This is a genomic window from Limosilactobacillus reuteri subsp. porcinus (assembly GCF_036621895.1).
GTDB lineage: Bacteria > Bacillota > Bacilli > Lactobacillales > Lactobacillaceae > Limosilactobacillus > Limosilactobacillus reuteri_J.
In genome coordinates this window covers 1-895 of sequence record NZ_LN887411.1, presented here as the reverse complement: position 1 = coordinate 895, position 895 = coordinate 1, and the positions used below count along the sequence as shown (strand labels likewise).

At 36.1% G+C, this 895-nt stretch carries 1 protein-coding gene; it reads left to right on the top strand.

Features of this window, described 5'->3' with window-relative positions; all coding sequences use genetic code 11:
* The first annotated feature begins 79 nt into the window (after positions 1-79).
* Positions 80-577, top strand: a complete 498-nt coding sequence (locus tag AACL61_RS05355) for a phosphatidylglycerophosphatase A family protein (protein ID WP_411377785.1) — start codon at positions 80-82, stop codon at positions 575-577.
* Positions 578-895: the final 318 nt, after the last annotated feature.

Sequence of the window (895 nt, the reverse complement as noted above, 5' to 3'; positions counted from 1 at the left end):
ATTATCTCCTACTCGATTAAAAGCCTCTTAATTAAAAGGGGTATAATATTAGTTATCAATATAAAGGATGGTGGGTAAAATGAATAATCCACGGTTTAAATACCCAGATACAAAGGCATATGAATTTGTAGTACATCGTTTAGAAGAACGCGGAGTAAACCTAGACGAACTTGCGAAGATTGTGTATGAGACACAAAAAAGTTTTGAACCTGACCTAACAATAAAAGAATGTCAGAAATTTTTGATTGATACAATGCATAAACGTGAATTATTAAATAGTACAATGGTAGCCCTTGAGCTCGATCGGTTAACCGAAGAAGGAAAAGTCGATGAACCCCTAGCAAGTATTATCAAAAATGATGCTGGCGTGTTTGGGGTAGATGAAACCCTAGCTTTACAAATTGCTAATATTTATGGAACAATTGGGACGACAAACTTTGGTTACTTTGACCGGGTTAAGAGTGGGATTATTGCCAAATTTGACCACGATAAGGTTCATGTAAATACATTTATTGATGATATTCTCGCGGCAATTGTGGCGGCTGTTTGTGGAAAGATTGCCCACCAGTACGCTTGATTAAGAAAATCTCATTGACTTTTAAATGATTTATCATTAAAATGAACGTAATTCGTTTAGAGGAGTAAAGCAAATGAGTTATCAAACTTTACAATTAAATCATAGTTGGCAAAGCCGGTAACTCAGGGATAGCTGTAGTACAGATATGATCTGGGTTTATTCACAGATTATATCTGTACCGGCTGCTTTATCATGTACAAATAAGGGCCTGTACGGATTCCACGTACGGGCTTTTTCTATTTCACTGGATAAATAGTGGGAGTTCCGAAGGTAGATTATAGAATGAAGTTAGCCATCCAGTTGGTGGTAAATAAAAAA